We start from the raw sequence: 19,366 nt of genomic DNA, 5'->3' as shown, positions 1-19,366 counted from the left end.
CTCCTTCACTAACCCCTTTTTTGAAACGGATCATTAATTGTAACGTTCCAGATTTTCCAATATGTATTTATAATCTTCTGGTGTATCGATATCTAAGATGACCCCTTTATCATCTACTGGAACGAGTATGTGTTTCTCTGCAAATGGAAAAATCTTTTTCGCACCTTGATCACCGGACAAATGATCGATATATGGAAACATTCCTAAGGAAATAAACACAGGATGTCCTGTTTGACCATTATAGGAAGGCTGAATGATAAAATTGGAAGATGTTTCAGCAATCTCACTGATTTTATCGAGTAATTGAAAGATCGTCTTCTCCTTTAGCAGCGGCTGATCTCCTAAAAAAATCATCATCCCAAGCATTTCTGAAGGAACGTGTTTCACTGCCTCTTTGAGCGAACTGCTTAATCCATCATGATAGTGATGATTGGTAATCCATTTAAATCGTGTGTCTTTGATGGTAACGGTAGACATGATTTCGTTGTGTTTATATCCAACAATGGGCACGATCGTTGAAAAAGGCAACGATAGAATTTTCTTAAGGACCCTTTCTATCATGACTGTCCCTTGAATGGGTAATAATTGTTTTAAACGGCCCATCCTGGTAGATTTACCTGCAGACAGCACGACCGCCACGATTGGTATCTTTTCTTTCATCCATTGATCACCTTACTTGTTCTGCTAGTCTGGATACCCTTTTATCTTCGTTATTAAAACTGATTTAATTCGTAATATTCTGACTTGTTAACTGCTAAAAAGTTAGCAAGTCAGAACTAGTTTTTAAACAGTAGATGTTACTTCACTACCTCTACTTCTTTCATTTTTTCAGCTGCACATTTTACCGATTTGACAATATTTTGGTAACCTGTACAGCGGCACAGATTTCCTGATATTCCTTCTCTAATTTCTTCGTCTGTAGGATTTTTATAATCTTTTAGAAAAGAGCATACCGACATAATCATTCCTGGTGTGCAGAAACCACACTGCAAACCATGATTTTCTTGAAAGGATTCCTGAATGGGATGTAAGTGATCAGGAGTTCCCACCCCTTCAATCGTAGTAACGGAGCGACCATCTGCCTGAACGGCTAATGTCAAGCAAGATCGGGCAGCTTCCCCATCCAATAAAATGGTACAAGCCCCGCAAACACCCTGCTCACAGCCGACATGTGTTCCTTTCAAGCCAACTTCACGTCTTATAAAATCAACCAATAGTAATCGAACGTCGACCTCTTTCTCAACAAGGACTCCGTTTACAGTAATGGAAACCTTTTTCCGTGCAACCGCTTCAGCCATCTATTTTCCTCCTTTGCTCCGTTCAAATGCAATTTTCAATGCCCTGCAGCTAAGAGAACCTGCAACCTCTTTTCTATAATCAGCACTAGCAATTTCAGACACGCGCCGGCCCATTATTCCAGATAACTGCTCAACAAAAGCTGCTTTGGAATCTGCTTCCGGATCAGGATTCACTTCATTCGAGATTTCAATTGCCAGAGCATCGAAATCGACTTCGCTGAAATTTTTTCCGATTAATTGATTAACTGCATTTACTCGATATGGAACACCATGTTCGCTTACATTTCCCACCGCAACACGAACTTCCAAAATATTGTCATGTTCATCCAATGAAAGGATAGCCCCGGCCGAGATGATCGGTATATGGCCATGGCGTCGTGTAACTTCAAGGAATGAGTAACCCATTCCTTCCGGTAAAGTTGGAAAATGGATTTCCGTCAGCATTTCATTGCACTTAACATCTACAGTAAAGTGTTTAACAAAAAATTGTTCCGCTGACACAATACGTTTTCCATCAGATCCTGCTATCACCATTTCTGCATCCAGTAATCTTGCGATAACCCCGTATTCGGCACCAGGTGCATTTAATGATAAAGAACCTCCAATTGTTCCACGGTTTCGAATCTGGAAATGCGCAATGTGTTTCACGGCTTCTTGCAGGATCGGACAAAGAGATCCGATCACTTCAGAATTCTCAACGGTTCGATGACGTGTTAATGCACCAATAATAATTCTATTAGGGATTGCATGAATGAAATTGAGTTCAGTTATGCCATTGATGTCTACTAAATAGGACGGTCGGAGTTGCCTCATATTCATAGAAGGCATCAAGCTCTGGCCTCCAGCGATGATACGGCCATCCGCTCCGAATTTTTTCAGGGCATCTATGGCTTCGTTTAAACTTTCTACGGCCACGTATTCAAATGGAGCAGGTTTCATCTTATCTAAATCCCCCTTACTGTTTAATTTTTTGATGTTTATCATGTTATAGTTCAAAGATTTTATTGATTTTTCAGATCAATCTATACCGATAAACGATTTTACGTTTTCCGTTGGTAAACCGTTTTCATATTTCTTTACTACCTCATAATCATGGCTTGGGAGAATAAAATCCCCATCATTCTTGATTTTCTTCATCGCACGGTAGGTTGCTTCCAAGTCATAAAACAATCCAGGTGGAATGCCTTGATTAATGTTCAATTCTACATTTCTTGCAATATCTCCAAGGATAATAGCCGTTCCGCTTCCCGTATTCACATAAACCGCCTGGCTCCCGGGTGTATGAGTATTAGCAAAGAGGACGCACTTGACACCTGGAGCAATTTCTACATCCCCTTCAATCAGTTCCACTTGCTCCCAAAGAGGATCAATTAGTTCTGCAATATCTTTACGATCATAGAACAAGGAAGATCCCCCTATTTCCAATGTGGATGGAGCCAACGGTGCTGCAGCGGCTTGCAATTCACTTCGTTGGATAATAAATTTCGCATTCCTGAATTGAGCGCAGCCGCCAGCATGATCATAGTGAAGATGGGTGAGAATAACGGTTTTAATGTCGTCTAATGCCAATCCGAATTTTGTCAGCTGCTGCTCAAGACTCCATTCCGGTTTGGTGCGGTGAGGTCCAAGAGCATGAACCTCTTGACATCTCTGGGCATCTCTAAAACCAGTGTCCACCAGAATGGGTTCTCCTTCACCCTGCGGCAAAAGGAGCCAAGCCATAATGGGAACAGTCACCTTGGATTGATCCCTGGTCAGAGACCAAAATACATCTAAAACCTTTCCTACTTCAGCTTCTCCCACAACAATGGGATAGACTTTCCATTTAGATTTTTCCACCAGTCAACTCTCCCTGCTTAATACACTCTAAAACTCTCTCCGGTGTTAACGGCAAATCTTTGATACGAACACCAAAAGGCGACAATGCATCTTCCACGGCGTTTGCTATGGCTGCCGGGGAAGGTATCGTTCCTCCTTCACCCATTCCCTTCGTTCCGAGAGGAGTGAACGGAGATGGACATTCAATATGGATGGTATCCATTTCAGGAACTTCCATCGCAGTTGGACATAGATAATGCTGGAAGTCTGGATGAATCATTCTTCCATTTTGATCATAGGCCAAGTCTTCCATTAAGGCGCCACCAATTCCATGAGCAACGCCTCCGTGGATTTGCCCATCCACAATCATCTCGTTTATTACCTTTCCAGAATCATGGGAGATGATAAATCTATCAATTTTTACATGCCCCGTTTGAATATCAACTTCAACTAAGGCAATAAATACGCCCGTTGGGTGGGTGGTATATAGATTCACTCTGCCATGTTCGTCAGGCTCCCATTTTACAACTTTACTCGTCCAAGTGTAGGTCGCTTCAAGATTACAATCGACTCCCTCTGGGACAATTCCGTAAGGACCGGGCCATAGATAGACTTTATTCCCCAATTCCCTCAAGCTTATCGACTTCTCCGAAGAGTGGCTTCCTTTTAACACAACATACCCGTTTTCCATCTCCAGATTTCCAGGATCTTCTTGTAACACATGACCTGCAATCTTCAGGATTTTTTCTTTTAATAGTTTTGCAGCTTCATAAACGGCTGATACAGTGAAAGTCGCACCTCGGGATGAAAATGGACCTAATCCATAAGGTGTGACATCTGTATCACCATAACTTAATCGGATATCGTCAATGTCCACATCCATGACACTTGAAACCACTTGCGGAAGGGTAGTGTCAACACCTTGACCGATATTCTGATGGCTCGTCAGGATCTGGAAACCACCTTCTGGAGTCATACGAACTGTGGCAGGCTGATACCCATTAAACACCCCGTTAAATACTGCTCCACCGGAAGGTTCAAGCATAGCGGAAATGCCGATTCCAATATATTTACCTTGCTTGCGCAACTCATTTTGTTTTTGTTTGAAAGCCATATAGTTCGCTTTATCAATTGCAAGATCCATGAGGAGATGAAAATCCCCGCTGTCATATAGTGGACCCGAAATTTGCTGGTAAGGGTATTCATCTTTACTGATAAAATTAATACGGCGTAATTCAACAGGAGAGATGCTGAGCTTTTGAGCCATTATATCCATCATACGTTCAACAGGATAGCTCGCTATATCCTTCCCGTAACCACGATGGGCTCCATAAGGACCTTTATTTGTCACTACACCAATCGTTTCCACATCGTATACGGGAACTTTGTATGCCCCTGGAAAATACGCGCCTGCCACTAACAAAGCAGGTGTACCCGGCCCATGACATGTTCCGTCAATACCTATATTGGCATACAATTTCGCTTGCATACCGGTAATCCGATAATCTTGATCAAGCCCTACTTTCAATGTGCAATACCAATCACGGGATTGAATGCCACTTAATGTATTTTCAACCCGGTCTTCCGTCCATTTAACAGGCCTGCCAAGCATTTTTGAAACCATACATGGGATCACTTCTACATTTGCCTGAAGCTTTGTCCCATATCCACCGCCTACATCCGGGGCAATGATTCGAATATTATGTTCAGGCATCTGCAGGGTTTGAGCAATTAATGTTCGGGCTTGACTTGGGGCTTGTGTAGAGCATGTGACGGTCAGCTTTTTGGAACCTGGGTTATATTCTGCAATACAGCTTCTTGACTCAATTGGGGTTCCAGTATATCGGCTATGTGTAATTCTCTCTTCAAATACATAGGCCGATTTAGAAAATGCATCTTCGATATCACCAATGGAGCTTTTCCATTCCAACTGTACGTTGTGTCCCCAATCTTCATAAAGCAAAGCTGTTGGTTTAAGAGCGTCTTCAATGCTGACTACCGCTGGCAGCGGATCATATTTTGCCTCAATTAAGTCAACAGCGTCTTCAGCAACATAGCGGTCAATGGCTGCAACAACCGCAACCGGTTCTCCGAAGTATCGAACCTTTTGATAGGCAATCGCATATACTTCCGGAACGGCATTAAAAATATCAATCGTCGTGGAAAGGCGGCCCGTATATTGAAGTGCTTCTTCACCAGTCACAACTGCGACTACTCCTGGCAGCTGCTTTGCCTTGCTTGTGTCTATTTCAAGGATCCGTGCGTGGGCATGCGGACTCCTTAATATCGCCAAATGCAGGGTACCCGGCTTTTCTATATCATCTGTGAACTCGCCATTACCAGTTAAAAACTTTGGATCTTCTTTTCTTTTTAGGCTTACACCTAAACCTTTCTTCAACTTAACCATGCTTTTTTTCGCCTCCTCCAAAATTTTTGGTGACACGTAAGTCATTAAAATTAAAATCGAATTTACTAAATGTGAACCACCCCTTTCAAAAGAACCTAATTCCAATCACAGAAGGGATAGATAAAATAACCGTCTATAAATGTCAAGCGCAGGTTTATGGGTGCCCATTAAATGGGTTGGTGAATTTTATTCGATTCGATCCCCTTCCGGCTTCGTAAAAATCCACCGGCATGGCGATTACGAACTGCAATGATTTCAGATAAAATACTTAAAGCTATTTCTTCCGGTGACTCAGCTCCAATATCGAGTCCCACCGGATTATGCAGTTTATGAAAGGGTGGATCATTTATTTGAATGCTGCTAAGTATCTTGTTACACCTAGTTCTTGGTCCTAACATTCCTACATAAGGAGAATTAGATTTTAGGGCAAACTCTAAACTTGCCTGGTCACGCTCCAAATGATGATTCATGATAACGATGTAGGAACGAGGTCCTACTTCAACATGAGCGCTAACCATTTCCGCATCGACTCTGATTATTCGAGTACCAGGAAAACGTTCTGCTGTTGCATAAGCTGGGCGGGGGTCCACTACAGTGGTCTTAAAGCCCACCTGCGAACCAAGTTTGGCCAAGGGAATGGCGTCTTGACCAGCACCAAATATGATCAATTCAAAAGCGGGAACGTTAACATCCAAAAATACATCAACCCATTCACCCGTTGAGAGTGAAACGGTACAAATTTCTGACTTAGGAGATTGTTGGTTCATTTTTTGATAAGACATTTCGGAGACAATTTGGTTTAACTCATGAAGGACAAATTGTCCCACTTGACTTTTATGGTCTGAGATGAAAATTCGGGTTCCTGGAAGTATATCTTTTGCTGTGGAGGTGTTCATTACCGTGGCTAATACGCATGCTTGTTTTTCTTGGAGACAGTTTATCCACGCTTGAAAAGGTTCTAACCTATTAGTGGGTTGCAATCGTTCATGATGATGAACATTTAAATTACACAATACAGAGGTTTTAATGGGTTCAATATAGATGTCTACGGTTCCTGGACATCCCAGCCCTAATCCCCAAACTAAATCCTCATCAAGATGATATGTTTTAAGCACCGGTTGCCCATTATCCATTACCTGTAAGGCAACTTCCGTTACGTCCCGCTCCAGGCAGCCCCCAGAGATAACGCCATATGTCCCACCTTTATCATCAATAAGCATTTTCGAACCTTCACGCTTATAGGCTGACCCGGTTACTTTAACGACTGTTGCTAAAGCTAGCTTTCGACCTTTACCAGAAAGCTTAAGGATCTCATTAATTACAAGATTGTTTTCACTCAAATACGTCACCACCATAAAAAATATAGTATTTGTCTATCCCTTTACTTCGGAATACTTAAACTATTAAATTTTGAAACGATGGATATAATCTTTTTCAATAATTAAAACGCTTCCATTTTTTATAGTAATGAGATTCATATAAACGCTTTAGCACTTGGGTTTATTTATGGTACGTCGTTCCAAAGTTTTTATGTATATACACGTTTTTTGGAATAGCATCCCTTTTTTATAATGATACAAGCAATTTTAATATAAAGTCAATATAATATTGTCAATTTTATAAAAATTTGGAATTAAAAATATATATTGTAAATTTAAACAAAAAACAGACTCCACTATGATATCCAAATCTTGAGATTTTTGATGGTTATCTAGTAATTTGATCATTATAAATAGCCGGATCCTCATGGAAACCGGCCATAGATGAATTTTCAGTATTCTTTTATATTTTTTTGATCATGAGGTAAGTTTTACGTTTTGCACTTTAGGGGTCATAAACATATAACCTTCTTTTAACTATTTTTAATGTGATATTCCCTTGTTTTCAAATCAGGTGGAGCTGTTCAATTATAAATTTCTCTAACTACATTGATAAATTCTTTGAGTGCGTATGACTGGTATGAATTTTTTTTTGTAATGATTCCTATGTTCCATCCCATTTTCGGCTCATCGATGGGTAATCCGACAATGTCAATCCCATTTAATTTATTGATCAGCTTTTGCGGGATGATTGATATGCCCAATTGGGCAGAAACAAGCTCCAAAACCAAATCCCATTGGCTGCTTTGGAAGGAAACGATTGGAGAAAAACCGGAGTTAATACAATGGCTCCTGATGAAATTATATAGTGTAAACGATTTATCGAAGAGAATAAATTTGTCATCTTTCAAATCTGACAGTTTTACTGCACCTGCTTTCGCAAGCGAGTGTTTCGATGATACGCAGACTACAAATTCATCTTGGTATATCAATTCTGCATCTAAAGTATTGGCGGTTGGGAGCACAACAAACCCGATATCTAATTCTCCTTGAGTTACAAGCTTTTCTATGATGACACCCCCGTCTTCTTTAGTTGTCAGCCTTACTTGCGGATATCTTTCCATGAAAAGATGAGCGACTCGGGGAAAGAATACTGACCCAATAATTTGTGGGATGCCTACCTTCACTTCCCCGCTGATAACTTGAGATAATTCATTTAGGGATTTGGGAATACTGTCTACTTTTGCCAATATTTCTTTGCTCTTTTCATAAAGCAATTTTCCTTCATCCGTTAATTGAATTTTTTTGCTTGTGCGGTCGAATAGCGCGACATTTAATTGTTGCTCCAGCTTTTGGACCATTTTGCTTAGGGCTGGCTGGCCTATGTATAAAGCTTCCGCAGCTTTAGTAAATCCATTTTTTTCTACGACTGTCACAAAGACCTCAAGCAATTTTAGCTGCATCCTAATCCCTCGCTTACATTCCTATCAAGAATGATTTAAATTCCAATTATGTATTTTACACCATAATAACTGGTGTGTAAAATTATTATCAAGCACATGAAAACGGATACAAACAAGTATTTAAGAACTAAATTTAGGAGGTAAATAGAAAAGTAGAAAAGTATTCTAAGAGTCCGTTCTTCCTATTCTCTTTGTGGTTGTTGAGATGATTATGTGCTATTACCTTTGCTATGCGAGTATTTTTACAGCAGATAACCATAAACATAATAGAGAAATAGCAGGAACATTTTTCCCTGATGAGCCAAAATGAAAGGATGATTATGTTGGAGAAAATCAATCAATTTAAAGTAGCGGTCGTTCAGGCCGGAGCAGAAGTAATGGACAAGGAAAAAGGAATAAAGAAGACAGTTCGCTTGATTGAGGAAGCAAGCCAAGAAAATGCAAAAATCATTGTGTTTCCGGAAGCATTCATACCAGCGTATCCAAGAGGGATGTCCTTTGGAACGGTAGTTGGTTCACGGTCGGATGAAGGGAGGAACGATTTCTTTCGATATTGGGATAATTCTATTATTGTGCCTGGAAAGGAAACGGCCGAAATCGGCAAGGCCGCTAGGAATGCGAAAGCTTATGTTGTAATAGGGGTAATTGAAAAAGATAGTGATTCCAGCCAAGGAACGCTCTATTGTACAGCATTGTTTTTCGGTCCCGATGGAGAGCTATTGGGAAAGCACCGAAAGTTAAAGCCTACGGGAACGGAGCGGCTTATTTGGGGAGAAGGAGATGGGAGCACACTGCCTGTTTTTGATACACCGTACGGGAGAATTGGTTCGCTAATCTGCTGGGAAAATTATATGCCGCTTGCCCGGGCAGCGATGTACGATAAAGGAGTTCAGATCTACATTGCACCAACTGCTGACGGAAGAGATACTTGGTTCTCTACGATGAGGCATATTGCGGTGGAAGGAAGATGCTTTGTCTTGTCATGCAATCAGTATTCTACAAAAGATATGTATCCGGTAGAAATTTCTTCACGAAAAGAATTTGAGAACTTGCCGGAAGAGCTTACCCAAGGGGGGAGCTGCATTGTCGATCCACTAGGCGAATTTATTGTTGAGCCTGTTTTGGGAGAGGAAAAGATTCTCTATGCAGACATTCATTTGGACAAGATTGCTAAAGCGCAGTTTGATTTTGATGTAGTCGGACATTACTCAAGACCAGATATATTCCAGCTCGTTGTAAACGAAAAAAAACAGGAAAATGTGATTTGGACTAAATAATTTTTATATTCTGTTCCTTCATTTGATTGGTTTTTTTTTATTAAAAATTAACGGAAAATTGAAAAAGTAAATCAGTGGGTTCTACATTATTCTGATGTAATTACATCAAAAAATAAAAGGAGCTACTTGCATGATCGTAAATAAACATACTGCTTTAATAAATCAAGAAGCAAACGACGACAAGGCAAAGAGTACGTTATGGGCAGCATTTTTGGGCTTTTTCGTCGACATGTACAGCGTATATCTTCCGATTGTTGCTTTGGCGCCTGCCATGGTTTATTTTCAACCTAAAGATATGTCCAGCACCCTTAGTACAACCATCTATTATATTATATTCGCCGTTTCACTAATTGGCCGGCCCCTGGGTTCCGCAATCTTCGGGAATTTGGCTGACACCATCGGGCGTAAAAAAATTACGTTCATTTCAATTGGAGGATTCGGTGTCATCACCTTTTTAATTGGCATACTTCCCGGCTACAGCAAAATCGGCATATGGGCAATTGTGCTGCTAATCCTTTTACGATTTGTGGATGGTATATTTTTAGGCGGTGAGTACAGCTCTGCAAGTCCTTTGGCTATGGAATATAGCCCGCATCATAAACGCGGTTTTTACAGCGGTGTGATTCTTGCCGGTTTTCCAGCAGCCTACGTATCCATTTCACTTTTTACAGTCCTTGTTATGAGTTACTTTCCGACGGGCGGTATTGACTCCCCTTACGTACAATGGGGATGGAGAATTCCGTTCTTTATCGGTACTATTCTTTCTTTTGCTTACATCATATATTTCAGAAATCACCTAAAAGAATCGGAAATATTTGTTGGAGAACAAAAGGGGCAAAAAACAAAGAAAGCCAGTGCCCCGATTAAAGAGCTGTTTAAAGGTGAAAGTGGACGAAACTTCCTTCAGGTATTCGTGCTTATGACGGGAATCTGGTTTACATTCAACGCCATCGCAAGCGCACTGCCAGGTATTTTGACCGGTTATTTGGGAACCGACGGAAAAACAGTAACAACCGGCTTTTTGATAATCAATGGAATTTTATTTTTTACGTATATTGCCGGAGGCTCAATCAGTCAAAAGACAGGCAGAAGGCCTTATCTTATTACTATAGGAATCCTTACAGCCATTTTTGGGACAAGCCTCTACGTTTATTCGATCAGCGTAGCCGTTCATAACATTGTGTTAGCATTTGTTCTAATCGCAATAATGGAAGTGATGTGTATGTCTGTATGGGGAGCAGTAACTGCATATATCACCGAACGGTTTCAAACGGGTGTACGTGCAACAGGTTTCGGATTGGGATATAGTTTAGCTGTTATCATTCCTTCTTTCTACTCTTTCTACATGCTTTGGATGTCTAATTTGATCCCTTATCAATATACATCAGCAGTTTTATTGGCAATCGGTGGAATTTTGACTGCAGTCGGCGCTGCTTGGGGGCCTGAAACAAAAGATGTTCAATTTTAAAGCAATGCGGAATAAGTAATATCCCGTAAAGATTACGGAAAAAATAAGTGTCCGGCGTCAAAGCCGGACATCTTAATCGAGAAAAATATCTCCCAGTCATTCAGGGTGGCAACGTTCAAGATGTTTCTCTTTTCCCGCCTCTTCCACGACTCAAGAATGAGTTTTTCCGTTCCATCAAATTTCTCCATGTCTGCATAGGTCAACAGCTCCGAAAAATAGGACATTCCCCCTACTGATTCGAGGTCGGGCAGGGGAACTCAACCAATTCTTTCATTTTTTCTACATTTATTTCCACATGCAAATTACTCATATTTTACCTCGAGGTTCCGTTGTATAATAGAATCTTACCCAGTGTTAAACACCAAAATAAATATAATTTAATTTTAATAAGATGGGACAAACTTCAATTTTTACAAAAAATAATTTCAAGATAGAAAAAGCATCTAAAATCTAGTAAGATATCCACATGTGACATTAGATACGGGGGTAAAAAAATGAGCGTATTAAACGTACAAAATTTAAGTCACGGTTTCGGTGATCGTGCGATTTTTAATGATGTGTCTTTTCGGCTTTTAAAAGGAGAGCACGTTGGACTAATTGGGGCAAACGGTGAGGGTAAGTCTACTTTCATGAATATTGTGACCGGGAAGTTGCAGCCTGACGAGGGGAAAGTTGAATGGTCACGAAAAGTTCGAGTAGGTTACTTAGATCAGCATGCTGTACTTCAAAAAGGTACTACGATGCGTGAAGCTTTGAGTACCGCTTTTCAATATCTTTTTGATGCTGAGGCAGAAATCAATGAACTTTATGCCAAAATGGGTGATGAAGGTGCTGATATCGATGCATTACTTGCAGAAGTTGGAGAGCTGCAAGAAACGTTAGATAGTAATGATTTCTATCGAATTAATGCAAAAGTTGAGGAAGTTGCTCGTGGTCTAGGATTAGACGATGTTGGACTCGATCGAGATGTAGATGATCTTAGCGGCGGGCAGCGTACGAAAGTTTTGCTGGCTAAGCTTTTGCTGGAAAAGCCTGAAATCCTATTACTAGACGAGCCAACGAACTATTTGGATGAACAGCATATCGAATGGTTGAAGCGTTATTTACAGGAATATGAGAATGCATTTATCTTGATTTCACATGATATTCCATTCTTGAACAATGTTGTTAACTTGATTTATCACATGGAAAACCAAGAGTTGAATCGCTATGTTGGGGACTATGATAACTTCTTAAAAATTCATGAAATGAAGAAGCAGCAGCTAGAGGCCGCTTACAAGCGTCAACAACAAGAAATTGCTGATTTGAAGGATTTCGTTGCTCGTAACAAGGCAAGTGTTGCGACTCGTAATATGGCGATGTCTCGTCAGAAGAAGCTCGACAAAATGGAAGTAATTGAATTAGGGAGAGAGAAGCCGAAGCCAGAGTTTAACTTCAAAGAAGCCCGTGCAGCTAGTCGTTATATTTTCACGGCTGAAGATCTTGTTATTGGTTACAATGAGCCACTTTCCCGCCCTCTAAATTTAAAAATGGAACGCGGACAAAAGATTGCATTTGTGGGTGCAAACGGTATCGGTAAGTCTACTCTTTTAAAAAGTATTCTTGGGTTGATTGATCCGCTGGAGGGTAAAGTGGAACGTGGTGAGTATCAACACATTGGTTACTTCGAGCAGGAAGTTAAACAGTCTAACTACAACACTTGTATTGAAGAAATTTGGAGCACGTTCCCAAGTATGAATCAGGCTGAAGTCCGAGCTGCTCTTGCAAAATGTGGATTAACGACGAAACATATTGAAAGTAAAGTCGAAGTCCTTTCTGGCGGCGAAAAAGCCAAAGTTCGCTTGTGTAAAATTATTAACACAGAAACGAATATACTCATTCTAGACGAACCTACCAATCACTTGGATGTTGACGCAAAAGAAGAATTGAAGCGTGCTTTAAAGGCATATCGCGGAAGTATCTTGATGGTTTCCCACGAACCTGATTTCTATCGTGAAATTGCGACCGATATTTGGAATTGTGAGGATTGGACTACGAAAGTGTTTTAAGCAAATATTAAGGGGTACCCAAGAATAAAATTTCATTTGGGTACCCCTTTTATCTTTGATACGGATGGTGAGGCAAAATGAACACCTTTTTGAAATAAGTTTAGGATTTAAATTTAACCAGATGATCTCACTATTTAAATTGTAGGAATCTCTCTCCTCCCCTTCACCTCACCCTCTCATACCGCCCCGCTCTAGCCGGAAAACTCTCAAAATCCTTCCTCATCTCCCGAAAGCTAACCACCTCTTTCCCTCTCACAAACTCAAACTCTAGTGGATATTCGTGACAGTTTAATGGGCTTTGCTGAAATGTTTCGGCAAAATAATAAAAGCGCAAATACCATCTCTCTACTAAATAAGCGGAAATTTTTCGGTTAGATGCAGAATGGAGCTACTTTCGGGGGAAATAAGGGAAGGTTTTCCGATTATGCAAAGCAAAATCCCTCATTTTCGCGCTTTTCGAGTCAATAGGCGGAATATCTTCGTCTATTTAAGCTTTTTTACATACTAATTACTCATTAAGCGAATTTTTTCCGTCTATTTATATGTCTCCGACAGCCCAAATTAACTTTGTAGCCCGCTTCTATTTCAACAAATAAAAATTCTCCCTCCAAATTTGTTTTGGAGTAAAATTCATGTATAAACAGGAATACATAATAGAAGAAACTCGTGACCATCATTACCTTTGGAGTCTGTAGTAGTGATTATTTAATCATCCACCTATATATGACATTTCAATCTTTTTCCTGGCTTTTCTCGTTTCCTCGGTGCGTTCATCAGAATAACGGTCGGAACGATGATTCCAAATGCCTTTAATTCTTTCTTCTACCTCTTGATCGGTAGCTCCACTTCTAATAAAATCCCTAATATTATGGCCGTTTCCATTAAATAAACAGGTGAAAATCTGCCCATTTGCTGACAATCTTGCACGGGTACAGGTTGAACAAAACGATTCAGATACGGAGGTTATAAAGCCGAAATTAAGATCCGTCCCTATATAACGGTAACGCTTGGCCACCTCTCCGTAATAAGCAGCCTTCACCGGTTCAAATTCAAAGTGTTCTTTTAATATTTCATATATTTGTTGCTTTGTAACAACGTCCTCCATCATCCAACCATTTGTACTGCCGACATCCATATATTCAATGAACCGTAGTTCTAGGTTCTGTTCTTTACAGTAGGTTGCCATCTGAATAATTTCAGAGTCGTTAAGTCCCTTTTTTACAACCATATTGATTTTTATGCGAAGGCCTGCGCCTTTTGCGGCCTCAATTCCTTGGAGTACCGGGCCAACTCCAACATTCCTGCCATTTATTTCACCAAAAAGTTCGTCATTTAAACTATCTAAACTTATATTGATCCTTTCAAGGCCGGCTTCCTTCAACTGTGAAGCATATTTCGGGAGCAATACGCCATTGGACGTTAAAGCAATGTCCTTTAGACCATTAATTTTTGAAAGCATTTCAACAAGAATTGGTAAATCCTTTCGAAGAAGGGGTTCACCTCCAGTTAATCTAATCTTCTCAACACCTAATTTAATAAAAATGCTGGCAAGACGTGTAATTTCTTCATACGTTAGTAATTCGGATTTAGGCAAAAATGCATAATCTGGACCGAACAGTTCCGCAGGCATACAGTATTGGCAGCGGAAATTACATCGGTCAATCACAGAAATCCGAATATCACGAAGCGGCCTGCCTAATTGATCTTTAACTTGTTGTTTGGTCACATTTTTCAACTCCAAATTGATAAGTCCTTAAATACAAAAATAGTTTACCTCAAAATGCTTCTTGGTAGGTTTCCCAAGCTATACCACGAACTAACCTTTGACAAAAAGACCACAGGGGCGGTAAAGCGGCCTTTTTGACCAGCCAGAACCGTCCCCTGGGATCTATTCTATTTATCTATTTAATTGTTTCACCTTTATTGGGCTTGTTTCTTTGCTTAATTTAATGATTTCGCCGATAATACTGATGGCAATTTCTTGTGTTGTTTCTGAGTTAATATCCACCCCGATGGGAGAAGTAACGCGCTCCAGCTGTTCTTCTGAGAATCCTTCATCTTTTAATTTTTGTAATATTTGTATGGCCTTGCGCTTGCTGGCAAGCATGCCAATATAGGAACAAGGAAATTGCAAAGCTGTTTTTAATACGATTTCATCTTGATCTTTTGTCACAACTACTAAGTAAGACTTTTCATTTAGGTTGGCCGCAAGCGTTGCCTGCCCAATATCCTCATCCACAATAAGCCTGGTCGCATTTGGAAAGCGTTCTTTCGTACAATAACCCTCCCGGTCATCCACTACGCGATAGGGAATTTCAAGAAAATCGGCGAGTTTTGAAAGCGCAATGGCTACATGACCTGCACCAGCCAGAACGAGTTCAGGCCTGCTTTTATAAACTTCAATAAACACCCGTACTGCTCCTCCACAATTCATTTGAATTCCGTCTTTAGCGTGTTTATTTAATTTATATTCAACGATTTTCGATTTTCCATTTTGAATTGCCTGCACACACTCATCAATGATAAAATATTCAACTAATCCCCCTCCGACAGTCCCTTCAATCGAGCCATCAGGGTGTACAATCATTTTTCCCACATGGCTTGGAGTCGAGCCTCTTGATTCAATGATCATGGCTAGAGCAAAGGTTTCGTTTTGACGAGTCAGCATGGCCACTTTTTCCATCAGCAGCATGTATGGCTCAGCCCCTTATTTAAACATTAATTCGGTTACTATTGCACGTGTTAAGAAAATAACGCAAAAGATTTAAGGCGACCGTTTTCCTATATACAGCTGTGGAGCGCTGGTCGTCGATTGGCCGAATGATTTGATCAAAATCTGCCACTATCGAATCGATGTCCGTTTCCGATAATGGGATTGGTTTTCCAAGCAGCTTCTTCTCAATATCGATCGACCGAACCATTGTCGGTCCGACCGCTCCAAAGGCAAAGCGAATGTCATCGATTCGTTCGTTGCTGATCCGGATGTAACCTGCAAACGATACTTTGGCAATGGCATCTGCATTTCGGTTACCGATTTTTTCAAAAACGACATGAGATCCTTCTTCTAAAACTGACGGCAATATGATTTCAGCCAAAATTTCATTGTGATTTCGACCAATTCTTCGCGGTGCTTGAATAAAATCACTAATTGCTACCACGCGATCCCCATTAACGGAGCGCAGCAAAAGTTTTGCGTTGTAAACATATAATAATGGCAGTGTGTCACCCGCCGGAGATGCATTGCAAATATTCCCCCCCAATGTCCCTCTGTTTCGAATGGCCGGTGCTGCAATCGTTTTGATTGCATTTTTTAAGGCAATGGGAATTAACGGGTTTTCCAGTAATTCACCATAGGTGCTGCAGCTTCCGATATGGAGATCTTTATCTTTTTGATACACCCGCTTTAGCTCGGAAAGATGATCAATAAAAACAACTGGTTTAGGAATTTTAGGAGGCACTCCCCTTCCACTTTTGTGAAGGACCATGACATCGGTGCCGCCGGCTACGATGGCACAGTCTTCTTTATTCAATTGGCTCAAGGTTTCGTCTAAATAGTCAAAACGATACGCGGTTATTTTTTCTGGCATACGACTTCACCTTTTTTCGCTGCCAATTTAACTGCATCCACAATCATATTGTAGCCAGTGCATCGGCATAGATTTCCAGAGATGCCTTCGCGAATTTCCGCGTCTGTTGGATTGAGATGTTCAGATAACAAAGCAGCACTTGCCATGACCATCCCCGGGATACAATAGCCGCACTGCACCCCTCCACACTCGGAAAAGCTCTCATCTAAAATCTTAAATTGTTCTGTTTCCATTAATCCTTCGATCGTTTGAATTTCGGCCCCCGCAATCGCGCCAATCGGAATAAGGCAGCTGTTTTGCAAGGAATTATTTACGAAAATACTGCAGGCTCCGCATTCCCCTTCACCACAGCCTTCCTTTGTTCCGATTAATCCAAACTCTTCCCTTATTAAATCTAGTAATCTTGCAGTGGGAGGAGCATCCGTTTCCACCGTTTTTCCATTAAGAGTAAATTTAATCAACCCTATTCACCAACTTTCGTTCAAGACTTTCCATAATGACTTCCGCTGTAACCGGAATTTGCTGAAAGGAAGTTTGCAGTGCGTCTTCAATCGCCGACTGGACTGCCGGGGCTCCGCCGATTAAAGTCAATTCACCTGCGCCCTTCGCCCCGTACGGGCCATCCGCATATGGGTTATCAAATAGCTTGCTTTCGATTGAAACAACGTCCAATGAAGTCGGAGGTCCATAATCCGATATGCTTTTTTGTTGGATTTTGCCTTGCTTTGTCGTCATCTTTTCCAGATACCCGTATGCTAACCCTTGTGCAAGACCACCATCAATTTGGCCTTTCATAATCCGATCATCGATGGCCTTCCCCACTTCGTAATTTCCGTATACTTTTTCTAACTTTACAATTCCTGTTAACGTATCTACTTCTACTTCCACGAAATTAACGCCCCATGAATAAGCGGGGTAGGCATCTCCGGTGAAGGTTTTTTCGTCCCAAGGAATCATTTCACGGTGAACATAATGCTCAAATACTTCTTGTTCCTCCCCTGACTTCCACTCGGCCTTTAGTTTTTTTGCGGCCCGTTCAAGTAATTTCCCAACAATCATCGTCGTCCTGGAGGCTACGGTTGGACCGGAGTCGGGAACCTCTTTTGTATCGGGATCAGGGTAGGAGACTTGTTCCAACGGGAGGTCGAGTTCTTTGGCGACAATTTTACTCAATGTCGTATAAATTCCCTGTCCCATATCAGAATTTGAGATTTTTAAAAGAACCTTGCCGTCCTTTGATTTAACTAATTTCACCGTTGCTTTAATATGATCTCTTTCGCCGCTGCCTGTAAATCCACAGCCGTGAAGGAACACCGAAGTCCCAATGCCTTTCTTATAGCGCAAGTTTTGTTGATTGAATCGCTGGAACTCCTCTTTTTTCTTGTTGTAATCTGAGGCATCCAACAGGTCTTCAATCATATCTTCCATTAAGATTGGGTCGCGGAAGTTACCTTTTGTGATGGTAGGGTCTCCCTGTTTGACGAGGTATTTTCGCTTATATTCAAGAGGGTCTAGCCCGGCGTGTTTACTAAGATGTCCCATATGACTTTCGATTCCAGCAAAGCTTTGCGGGGCACCAAAGCCTCTGAAGGCACCGTTCGGAACGGTATTGGTTTTTAAAACATGCCCCTTGGCATGAAAATGAGGAATGTTATAAACACCGGCACTATTTAATAATGACCTCTGCAGCACAACAGAACTCAATCCTTCATTTGCCCCGCCATCAAGAAAGACGTCAACACACATGCTCAAAATATTTCCTTCCTTATCAAGGGCAGTTCGATATTTGAATTTGGCCGGATGCCTTTTTGTCGTCACCACCATATCCTCATGGCGGTCGAACACGAGCATGACTGATTTTTTAACAGCATTTGCGGCAATGGCTACGTGACAGGCCATCATCGAAGGAAATTCTTCTTTTCCGCCAAAACCGCCCCCTGTAGGGCTTTGCACCACTCTGACTTCATCGTCGCCACAGGCTAAAGCGCTTAGCAATGCATTTTTTATATAATAAAGAGCTTGCATCGATCCGTGAACGACAATTTCATCATCCTTATAAACGGCAAGCATTCCTTGTGGCTCAAGGTAGACATGCTCCTGATAACCCGTCGTATATTCTTCTTCGACAATATGATGGGCATCTTGCTCGATAGCTGAAATGATATCTAGTTTTTCCCCAAATTCATAGCTAACGAAACTTGCGGAAGATTTCTGATCGATTGCTTCATCCAATGTATAGATAGGCTGGTGTTCTTCAAATTCAACCTTCACTTCATCTCTCAGCCCGTAGAGGGTGTTCAGATCTTTGCCAACGAGCATGAAAATCGGCTCCCCAATATAGTTGACCCACTCATTGGCGAAAATAGGCTGGTCCTGTTTAATAATTTTTACGTAATTCGGACCCGGGATATCCTCTGCCCCAACTACATCATATCCTTCAGGAAGATCTGGCACGTATATGGATTTGATTTTTCCATATGCAATCGGCGACCGATACAAAACACCATAAACCATATTGTCCACTTTCACGTCACTAATATAAGGCAGCTGGCCTGATACTTTATCTTTATGGTCCTTTTTGGGCACTGGAGTGTTTATATCCTTTAGTCTCATTACAGCCACTCCCTTCGATTAAATTTTTTCACCTGAAACATAGATTAATAGAAACCCCTTTCAAAATT

At 41.0% G+C, this 19,366-nt stretch carries 16 protein-coding genes; 3 read left to right on the top strand and 13 right to left on the bottom strand.

The genetic code is table 11. The annotated features are described in order from the left end of the window. Positions 1-33: 33 nt before the first annotated feature. The 7 genes from ACZ5AE_RS03420 to ACZ5AE_RS03390 form a co-directional block, all read right to left on the bottom strand. A complete protein-coding gene (locus tag ACZ5AE_RS03420) occupies positions 34-660 on the bottom strand; it encodes a nucleotidyltransferase family protein (RefSeq protein WP_464569492.1) in 627 nt (208 codons plus the stop codon). Positions 661-797: 137 nt separating this feature from the next. Beyond that, positions 798-1,298: a (2Fe-2S)-binding protein gene (locus ACZ5AE_RS03415; protein WP_464569490.1), complete on the bottom strand. Its 501-nt coding sequence runs from the start codon at positions 1,296-1,298 to the stop codon at positions 798-800. Next, positions 1,299-2,237 carry an FAD binding domain-containing protein gene (locus ACZ5AE_RS03410; protein ID WP_464569488.1) on the bottom strand — a complete coding sequence of 313 codons (939 nt, stop codon included), beginning with the start codon at positions 2,235-2,237 and terminating at the stop codon, positions 1,299-1,301. Positions 2,238-2,315: 78 nt separating this feature from the next. Next, a complete protein-coding gene (locus ACZ5AE_RS03405) occupies positions 2,316-3,137 on the bottom strand; it encodes an N-acyl homoserine lactonase family protein (protein ID WP_464569486.1) in 822 nt (273 codons plus the stop codon). Then, complete coding sequence (locus ACZ5AE_RS03400) at positions 3,124-5,523, bottom strand: xanthine dehydrogenase family protein molybdopterin-binding subunit (RefSeq protein WP_464569484.1); 2,400 nt, start codon at positions 5,521-5,523, stop codon at positions 3,124-3,126. Before ACZ5AE_RS03400 ends, ACZ5AE_RS03405 begins: the two co-directional genes overlap by 14 nt. Positions 5,524-5,690: 167 nt before the next feature. Next, on the bottom strand, positions 5,691-6,863 hold the full coding sequence (locus ACZ5AE_RS03395; RefSeq protein WP_464569482.1) for an XdhC family protein: 1,173 nt from the start codon (positions 6,861-6,863) through the stop codon (positions 5,691-5,693). Between the two features lie 563 nt (positions 6,864-7,426). After that, complete coding sequence (locus tag ACZ5AE_RS03390) at positions 7,427-8,305, bottom strand: LysR family transcriptional regulator (protein ID WP_464569480.1); 879 nt, start codon at positions 8,303-8,305, stop codon at positions 7,427-7,429. Between the two features lie 320 nt (positions 8,306-8,625). On the opposite strand from ACZ5AE_RS03390, the gene ACZ5AE_RS03385 reads away from it, so the two are divergent. Then, positions 8,626-9,582: a carbon-nitrogen hydrolase family protein gene (locus tag ACZ5AE_RS03385; RefSeq protein ID WP_464573529.1), complete on the top strand. Its 957-nt coding sequence runs from the start codon at positions 8,626-8,628 to the stop codon at positions 9,580-9,582. Between the two features lie 130 nt (positions 9,583-9,712). Continuing rightward, positions 9,713-11,050 carry an MFS transporter gene (locus ACZ5AE_RS03380; RefSeq protein WP_464569478.1) on the top strand — a complete coding sequence of 446 codons (1,338 nt, stop codon included), beginning with the start codon at positions 9,713-9,715 and terminating at the stop codon, positions 11,048-11,050. A 32-nt stretch (positions 11,051-11,082) separates the two neighbouring features. On the opposite strand, the gene ACZ5AE_RS03375 is transcribed toward ACZ5AE_RS03380, so the two are convergent. Beyond that, a complete protein-coding gene (locus ACZ5AE_RS03375) occupies positions 11,083-11,274 on the bottom strand; it encodes a hypothetical protein (RefSeq protein ID WP_464569476.1) in 192 nt (63 codons plus the stop codon). A gap of 270 nt (positions 11,275-11,544) precedes the next feature. On the opposite strand from ACZ5AE_RS03375, the gene ACZ5AE_RS03370 reads away from it, so the two are divergent. Continuing rightward, positions 11,545-13,098, top strand: a complete 1,554-nt coding sequence (locus ACZ5AE_RS03370) for an ABC-F family ATP-binding cassette domain-containing protein (RefSeq protein WP_464569474.1) — start codon at positions 11,545-11,547, stop codon at positions 13,096-13,098. A gap of 709 nt (positions 13,099-13,807) precedes the next feature. Here the strand turns inward: ACZ5AE_RS03370 and moaA are convergent. The 5 genes from moaA to ACZ5AE_RS03345 all read right to left on the bottom strand — a co-directional run bounded on the left by moaA (position 13,808) and on the right by ACZ5AE_RS03345 (position 19,298). Beyond that, entirely contained in the window at positions 13,808-14,824 is a 1,017-nt protein-coding gene (gene moaA, locus ACZ5AE_RS03365) for a GTP 3',8-cyclase MoaA (protein WP_464569472.1), read from the bottom strand. A gap of 171 nt (positions 14,825-14,995) precedes the next feature. Continuing rightward, complete coding sequence (locus tag ACZ5AE_RS03360; RefSeq protein ID WP_464569470.1) at positions 14,996-15,790, bottom strand: XdhC family protein; 795 nt, start codon at positions 15,788-15,790, stop codon at positions 14,996-14,998. Between the two features lie 19 nt (positions 15,791-15,809). Next, positions 15,810-16,685 (bottom strand): FAD binding domain-containing protein, encoded by an 876-nt coding sequence (locus ACZ5AE_RS03355; protein WP_464569468.1) that lies wholly within the window; start codon positions 16,683-16,685, stop codon positions 15,810-15,812. Then, on the bottom strand, positions 16,670-17,146 hold the full coding sequence (locus ACZ5AE_RS03350; protein WP_464569466.1) for a (2Fe-2S)-binding protein: 477 nt from the start codon (positions 17,144-17,146) through the stop codon (positions 16,670-16,672). Before ACZ5AE_RS03350 ends, ACZ5AE_RS03355 begins: the two co-directional genes overlap by 16 nt. Then, positions 17,139-19,298 carry a xanthine dehydrogenase family protein molybdopterin-binding subunit gene (locus ACZ5AE_RS03345; protein ID WP_464569464.1) on the bottom strand — a complete coding sequence of 720 codons (2,160 nt, stop codon included), beginning with the start codon at positions 19,296-19,298 and terminating at the stop codon, positions 17,139-17,141. The genes ACZ5AE_RS03350 and ACZ5AE_RS03345 overlap by 8 nt, the downstream gene beginning before the upstream one ends. Positions 19,299-19,366 lie beyond the last annotated feature (68 nt).

The sequence above is a fragment of the Neobacillus sp. S1227 genome (genome assembly GCF_055385255.1).
The sequence above is the reverse complement of the archived record's forward strand: the minus strand, read 5'-3'. Positions and strand labels throughout refer to the sequence as shown.

Coding starts and splice junctions, on each gene's coding strand:
- ACZ5AE_RS03420 (WP_464569492.1), bottom strand. CDS start 660: ATGAAAGAAAAGATACCAATCGTGGCGGTCGTGCTGTCTGCAGGTAAA.
- ACZ5AE_RS03415 (WP_464569490.1), bottom strand. CDS start 1,298: ATGGCTGAAGCGGTTGCACGGAAAAAGGTTTCCATTACTGTAAACGGA.
- ACZ5AE_RS03410 (WP_464569488.1), bottom strand. CDS start 2,237: ATGAAACCTGCTCCATTTGAATACGTGGCCGTAGAAAGTTTAAACGAA.
- ACZ5AE_RS03400 (WP_464569484.1), bottom strand. CDS start 5,523: ATGGTTAAGTTGAAGAAAGGTTTAGGTGTAAGCCTAAAAAGAAAAGAA.
- ACZ5AE_RS03390 (WP_464569480.1), bottom strand. CDS start 8,305: ATGCAGCTAAAATTGCTTGAGGTCTTTGTGACAGTCGTAGAAAAAAAT.
- ACZ5AE_RS03385 (WP_464573529.1), top strand. CDS start 8,626: ATGTTGGAGAAAATCAATCAATTTAAAGTAGCGGTCGTTCAGGCCGGA.
- ACZ5AE_RS03380 (WP_464569478.1), top strand. CDS start 9,713: ATGATCGTAAATAAACATACTGCTTTAATAAATCAAGAAGCAAACGAC.
- ACZ5AE_RS03375 (WP_464569476.1), bottom strand. CDS start 11,274: ATGTCCTATTTTTCGGAGCTGTTGACCTATGCAGACATGGAGAAATTT.
- ACZ5AE_RS03370 (WP_464569474.1), top strand. CDS start 11,545: ATGAGCGTATTAAACGTACAAAATTTAAGTCACGGTTTCGGTGATCGT.
- ACZ5AE_RS03360 (WP_464569470.1), bottom strand. CDS start 15,790: ATGCTGCTGATGGAAAAAGTGGCCATGCTGACTCGTCAAAACGAAACC.
- ACZ5AE_RS03355 (WP_464569468.1), bottom strand. CDS start 16,685: ATGCCAGAAAAAATAACCGCGTATCGTTTTGACTATTTAGACGAAACC.
- ACZ5AE_RS03345 (WP_464569464.1), bottom strand. CDS start 19,298: ATGAGACTAAAGGATATAAACACTCCAGTGCCCAAAAAGGACCATAAA.